At 72.2% G+C, this 5,446-nt stretch carries 5 protein-coding genes and 1 pseudogene; 4 read left to right on the top strand and 2 right to left on the bottom strand.

The annotated features are described in order from the left end of the window. A pseudogene (locus tag WH07_RS34480) lies at window positions 1-315 on the bottom strand (tetratricopeptide repeat protein); the annotation flags it as partial. A 222-nt stretch (window positions 316-537) separates the two neighbouring features. Between WH07_RS34480 and WH07_RS34485 the strand changes: the two are divergent. Further along, window positions 538-942: a hypothetical protein gene (locus WH07_RS34485; RefSeq protein WP_408645985.1), complete on the top strand. Its 405-nt coding sequence runs from the start codon at window positions 538-540 to the stop codon at window positions 940-942. Window positions 943-1,322: 380 nt separating this feature from the next. Continuing rightward, the gene (locus tag WH07_RS34490) at window positions 1,323-2,186 is read left to right on the top strand and encodes a spermidine synthase (RefSeq protein WP_046508907.1); all 864 of its coding nucleotides are present in this window, start codon (window positions 1,323-1,325) and stop codon (window positions 2,184-2,186) included. Between the two features lie 77 nt (window positions 2,187-2,263). Here the strand turns inward: WH07_RS34490 and WH07_RS34495 are convergent, their stop codons facing one another. Further along, window positions 2,264-2,845, bottom strand: coding sequence for a hypothetical protein (locus WH07_RS34495; protein ID WP_232789163.1), 582 nt, complete (start codon window positions 2,843-2,845; stop codon window positions 2,264-2,266). Window positions 2,846-2,943: 98 nt separating this feature from the next. On the opposite strand from WH07_RS34495, the gene WH07_RS34500 reads away from it, so the two are divergent. Together WH07_RS34500 and WH07_RS34505 are read left to right on the top strand one after the other, a co-directional pair. Beyond that, entirely contained in the window at window positions 2,944-3,666 is a 723-nt protein-coding gene (locus WH07_RS34500; RefSeq protein ID WP_079023802.1) for a response regulator transcription factor, read from the top strand. Beyond that, window positions 3,663-5,231: a sensor histidine kinase gene (locus tag WH07_RS34505; protein WP_046508911.1), complete on the top strand. Its 1,569-nt coding sequence runs from the start codon at window positions 3,663-3,665 to the stop codon at window positions 5,229-5,231. Before WH07_RS34500 ends, WH07_RS34505 begins: the two co-directional genes overlap by 4 nt. Window positions 5,232-5,446: the final 215 nt, after the last annotated feature.

A 5,446-nucleotide genomic window follows, 5' to 3' on the forward strand; every position in this document is an offset into this window, starting at 1 on the left:
GGGAGCCGGAGGGGGTTGCGCCGAGGTCCTGGCGGCCGTGGTCCGGGCGGCTCTGCCACGTACCTGTTCACGTGCGCTGAAGCCCAGGTCCTGAAGGGTCAGCCCGGGGAACATGTGCAGGAAGACGCGTTCGTACGCGTAGTTGGGGCAGCGGATCTCGCCGGCCTCGACCCGGCCCACGTAGCGCGCGTCGCAGGCGACCTGTTCGCCGATCTCGCGGGCGGCCCTGCGGACGGCGGCGGCGAACTCCGCGGGTGAGCGCTGTGCGCGCAGCCTGCGGAAGGCGTGGTTGGGAACCGCCCGGGACGACGCCATGTCGAGCCCTCTCCTCCTGCCGGTCACCTCCGGCGGAGCATGAACGTACCGGTTGTGATGGGACGTACACACAGGGTTTATTGACAAAGGGGATATCTCGCCCCTGATCTGCTATGAACTGCCATCCTTTGAGGCGGCGCGGCGCCGTAGCCGTTGACGCCGCGCGGCGTTGAACCCCGTGGAGGCGCTCACGGCGTCTGCGCTCGACGAGGAGGGGTTCCCTTGTTGGAGTCTCAGCACACGACCGGCCAGGAGTGCGGCGCGCGTCCCGAGGACGCGGGGCAGCCCTGCGACCTGGTGACCGTTCCGGCCCGGCAAGGGCTCGAAGCGGTGGACATCCTGCGGCGCGGTTCCGCGCCCGCGGTGGGGCCGGTGCTCCATGACGCGCCCTGCGACACCCTGGGCTTTCTGGTGCCGCCGGGCACGGCGGCGGGCTGGGACATGCCGGGCAGCGCGTGCACGCAGACGCATGGGCAAGGCCCGTGCACGGAGACGGACCCCCCGGTCACGGGCTCGGGCTGGCTGCTGCCCCCCGACACGACGGGCCCGGTCACGGACCCGGCGGTACTGAGGGAGGCCCTGGGCCAGGCGGCACGCCTGATCGAAGCGGTGGACAGATGCCGCTGAGTGTTGCCGTGGTGGACACGTGCCGCTGAGCTTTGCCGCGGTGACACGTACGGCTGAGCCTCGGCCGCCCGGCGAGTGAGCCGAAGGGCGCCGGCCGCTGTCGAAAGGGGCTGTGTTCGATATGCGGCTCCGCCGCGTGGGCGCAGGCCCCGAGGTGCGAGGCGATGGGTACGGCCCGCCGTTGGCGGTGCTGGTTGCGCACGGCGGCCTGGCGAGTGAGCCGAAGGGCGCCGGCCGCTGTCGAAAGGGGCTGTGTTCGATATGCGGCTCCGCCGCGTGGGCGCGCAGGGGAGCGAGGAACGAGCGGACCGAGCACGGTCGACCGTCGACAGGGGCTTGAGGCGCTCGGAGGCGAACCGAGCCCGAATTAAGATGGTGCGATGGCGAGGAGCAGGCGGGGCGCGGCGGCGGAAGCCGTCATCGCTGCCTCCGTCGACCGCGGCCACGCCGAGCTCATACCCGACCGCGAGCGCCCCCGCGCCTGGTCCCTGCTGATCGACGGCGCTCCGCAGTCCCATGTCGACCTCGACGACCCGACGTATCTCTCCTTCGCGTACCAGCGCAGGCTCGGCCATGTCGCCGATCTTGTCGCGCCCGCCGGCCGGCCCCTCCAGGTCGTGCACCTCGGCGGCGGTGCCTTCACGCTCGCGCGCTATGTCGCCGCGACCCGGCCCCGTTCCAGCCAGCAGATCGTCGAGGTGGACGAGGCGCTCGTACGGTTCGTACGTGAGCGGCTGCCGCTGGATCCCGCGGCGCGGATACGGGTCCGCTCGGCCGACGCCCGGGCCGGGCTCGGCAAGGTGCCGGACGGGTGGGCGGATCTGGTGATCGCGGATGTGTTCGGCGGCGCGCGCACGCCCGCGCATCTGACCAGCGCGGAGTTCCTGACGGACGTACGGCGGGTCGTGCGGCCGGGTGGCCGTTATGCCGCGAACCTCGCGGACGGGCCGCCCCTCGCCCATCTCCGCGGCCAGATCGCCACCGCCGCGACCGCCTTCGAGCACCTCGCGCTCGCCGCCGATCCGGCGGTCCTGCGCGGCCGCCGCTTCGGCAACGCGATCCTGCTCGCCTCCGACGACGAACTTCCCGTCGCCGAACTGACCCGCCGCGTGGCCGGCGATCCCCACCCGGGCCGCGTCGAACACGGCCGCGCCCTGCGGGACTTCACCGGCGGAGCCCTACCCGTCACCGACGTGAGTGCCAAACCGTCCCCACTGCCCCCGCCGGACGCGTTCACCGGCTGACACCGGACCGTACTGTGCCCCCCGCCATGACGCAGCCGGGGGCACAATCTCATCGCATCAACGATTACGGCATCGCGTCAACGGTCATCGAATTGGACCATTGGGGGGTGATCGTTCCAGGTGCAGAAGACCGAGACCTCGCGGCCGTCCCGGGTGAACGTCACGCGGATCCAGTACGGCTGGGTCCAGACCTGCATCTGCCAGCCCGCGTCCGGGGTCGCGGAGACCAGTTCGGCGGAGACCGGGCCCATGTCGAAGGCGACCCGGCCGCCGTCGACCGTATAGCTCTTGACCTCGCCGGATGCGGCCGGTTCGGAGGCGGCCGTGCTCGGCTCGGGGGCGTCCTGGGAGGGGTACGGCGCGGGCGGGTGGCTGTCGGTCGCGGTCTCCGCCGGGGTCGGGGCCGTCGTCTCCGCTGTGCGCGGCTTCGCCCTCGGGCCGGGGGCCGCGGACGGGCTCGGGGGCCGCTGTGTCGACGAGACGAGCGGACTGGGCGGCCGTGCCGTCGAGTTGGTCGAGCTGTCCGTGGGGAGCGCGAGCGCCCGCGGCGGGTCGTATGCCGTACCGGTCATGACCGTACGGACGCCCCACCACGAGAGCGTGACCGCCGCCCCGGTGGCGAGCGACCAGGCCATCGCGTGTACGAGTCCTCTGCGCATCCCGGCCATGGTGCCGCACCCGCAACACCCGCGCCACACCTGCCCCGTTGGCCCCGACCGGCCTCCCCGCATCGCCCGGATGGCGTACGGTGCGGCCCATGCCCAGTGTGCTCGTGGTCGAGGACGACCAGTTCGTGCGCTCCGCCCTCATCAGGCACTTGACCGAGGCCTCCCACACCGTACGGAGCGTCGGTACGGCCCTGGAGGCGCTGCGCGAAGTGGCCCATTTCCGCTTCGATGTGGTCATTCTCGATCTTGGCCTGCCTGATCTCGACGGATCCGAGGCGCTGAAGATGCTGCGCGGGATCACCGATGTACCGGTGATCATCGCCACCGCGCGGGACGACGAGGCCGAGATCGTACGGCTGCTCAACGACGGCGCCGACGACTACCTCACCAAACCGTTCTCGGTGGAGCATCTCTCCGCCAGGATGGCGGCCGTGCTGCGCCGCTCGCGCGCCGGCGCCGAGGAGGCCACGCCCTCCAGGGTGATCCGGGTCGGCGGGCTCTCCATCGACCCGCTGCGCCGCCAGGCCGAGCTGGACGGATACCAACTCGACCTGACACGCCGGGAGTTCGACCTGCTGACCTTTCTCGCCGGGCGCCCGGGAGTGGTCGTACCGCGCAAGGAGCTGCTCGCCGAGGTGTGGCAGCAGTCGTACGGCGACGACCAGACCATCGATGTCCATCTCTCCTGGCTGCGCCGCAAGCTGGGGGAGACGGCGGCCAGGCCGCGCTATCTGCACACGCTGCGGGGCGTCGGCGTGAAGCTGGAGCCGCCCGCGCCCGGGGCGCCGCCCCGCCAGGGGCCGCCGGCATGAGATGGGCCCTGGTCAAGGTGGCCGTGGCGGTCACCGTGATGGTCGTCGTGGCGTTCGCCGTACCGCTGGGCCTGGTCATCAAGGAGATGGCCAGGGACCGCGCCTTCACCAACGCCGAACGGCAGGCCGCCGCCATCGGCCCCACCCTCTCCATCACCACCGACCGCGCGGAGCTGGAACGGGCCGTCGCCTCCACCCAGGCCGGTGCGTACGGACGGATGGCGGTGCATGTCAGGGCGGTCGACGATCCGGCCGGCACGGGTACGGATACGGGCAGCGGCACAGGTACGGACACCGGCACCGGCACCGGCACTGGCACTGGCACTGGCACAGGCGCCGGTACAGGCACGGACACGAGCACCGGTACGAGTGCCGGTACGGGCACCGGCACAGGTACGGACACAAGCACCGGCACGGGCACGGGCACAGAAGGCCTGCCGCTGGAGATCGGTACGCGCCGCGCCGCCGAGAAGGACCTCCGCACCGTCCAGCACATCGGCCGCGCCTCCATCGCCGAAGTCCCCGGCGGTTTCGCGCTGCTCCAGCCGACCGCGCTCAGCCAGGCACGCATCGCGATCGTCGAGATCTTCGTCCCCGACGACGAGGTCTCCAACGGTGTCACCACCGCCTGGGTGGTGCTCGCGGGCGTCGGTCTCGCCCTGGTCGTCGGTTCCGTCGCGGTCGCCGACCGGCTCGGGCTGCGGATGGTCGAGCCCGCGCAGCGCCTCGCCCACGCGGCGCACGCGCTGGGTGAGGGCAAGCTCGGCGCGCGCGTCCCGGAGGAGGGGCCGACCGAACTGCGGTCCGCGGCTGTCGCGTTCAACTCGATGGCCGACCAGGTCGTCCAGCTCCTCGCCAACGAGCGGGAACTCGCCGCCGACCTCTCCCACCGGCTGCGCACCCCGCTCACCGTGCTGCGCCTCAACGCCGCCTCGCTGGGGGAGGGGCCGGCCGCCGACCAGACCCGGTCCGCGGTCGCCCAGTTGGAGCGCGAGGTCGACACGATCATCCGTACGGCCCGCGAGGCCAAGCCGCAGACGGTGGCGGCGGGCCCGGCCGGAGGCTGTGACGTCTCCGAAGTCGTACGGGAACGGATGGACTTCTGGTCCGCCCTGGCCGAGGACGAGGGCCGTACGGCACGGGTCGCGGGCATCGGCGGGCCGGTGCGCATCCCGGTGGTCCGTGCCGAACTGGCCGCCGCGCTCGACGCGTTGCTCGGCAATGTCTTCCGCCATACGCCCGAGGGCACGGCCTTTTCGGTCGATGTGCACAACGGCGAGGACGCGGTGATCGTGCTTGTCTCGGACGCCGGCCCGGGCATCGCCGACCCGCGCGCCGCGCTCGCCCGCGGCAACAGCGGCGGACGGGACGGCTCGACCGGCCTCGGCCTGGACATCGTGCGCAGGGTCGCCGAGTCGACGGGCGGGGACGTACGGATCGGCCGCTCGGTCCTGGGCGGTACCGAGGTCCGTATCTGGATAGGCCTGGACGGCTGGCGCTCGCCCGGTGAACCCCGTGGCCACCGTCTGCGCCGCCGCAAACGTGGAGCCGCGGCGGGGGTCTGAGAAGGTCCGAGGAGGCGTCCCGATCGTGTTCCGGTCGCCGGGCCGGACCTTTAATCGGCTCCGATGCGTGCCTTAAGCGTGCCCTAAGAACCGCGACCTCTGTCCCGTACGGCCCATTTGTCCGTACCGTGGCGGCTACTGTCGAACCGGCAGTCGGACAGACCCGGTGAACCAGGTGAACCAAGAGGGCCGCCCCCCACCGGCCTCCCCCGCGC

The organism is Streptomyces odonnellii (genome assembly GCF_000981895.1).
GTDB lineage: Bacteria > Actinomycetota > Actinomycetes > Streptomycetales > Streptomycetaceae > Streptomyces > Streptomyces odonnellii.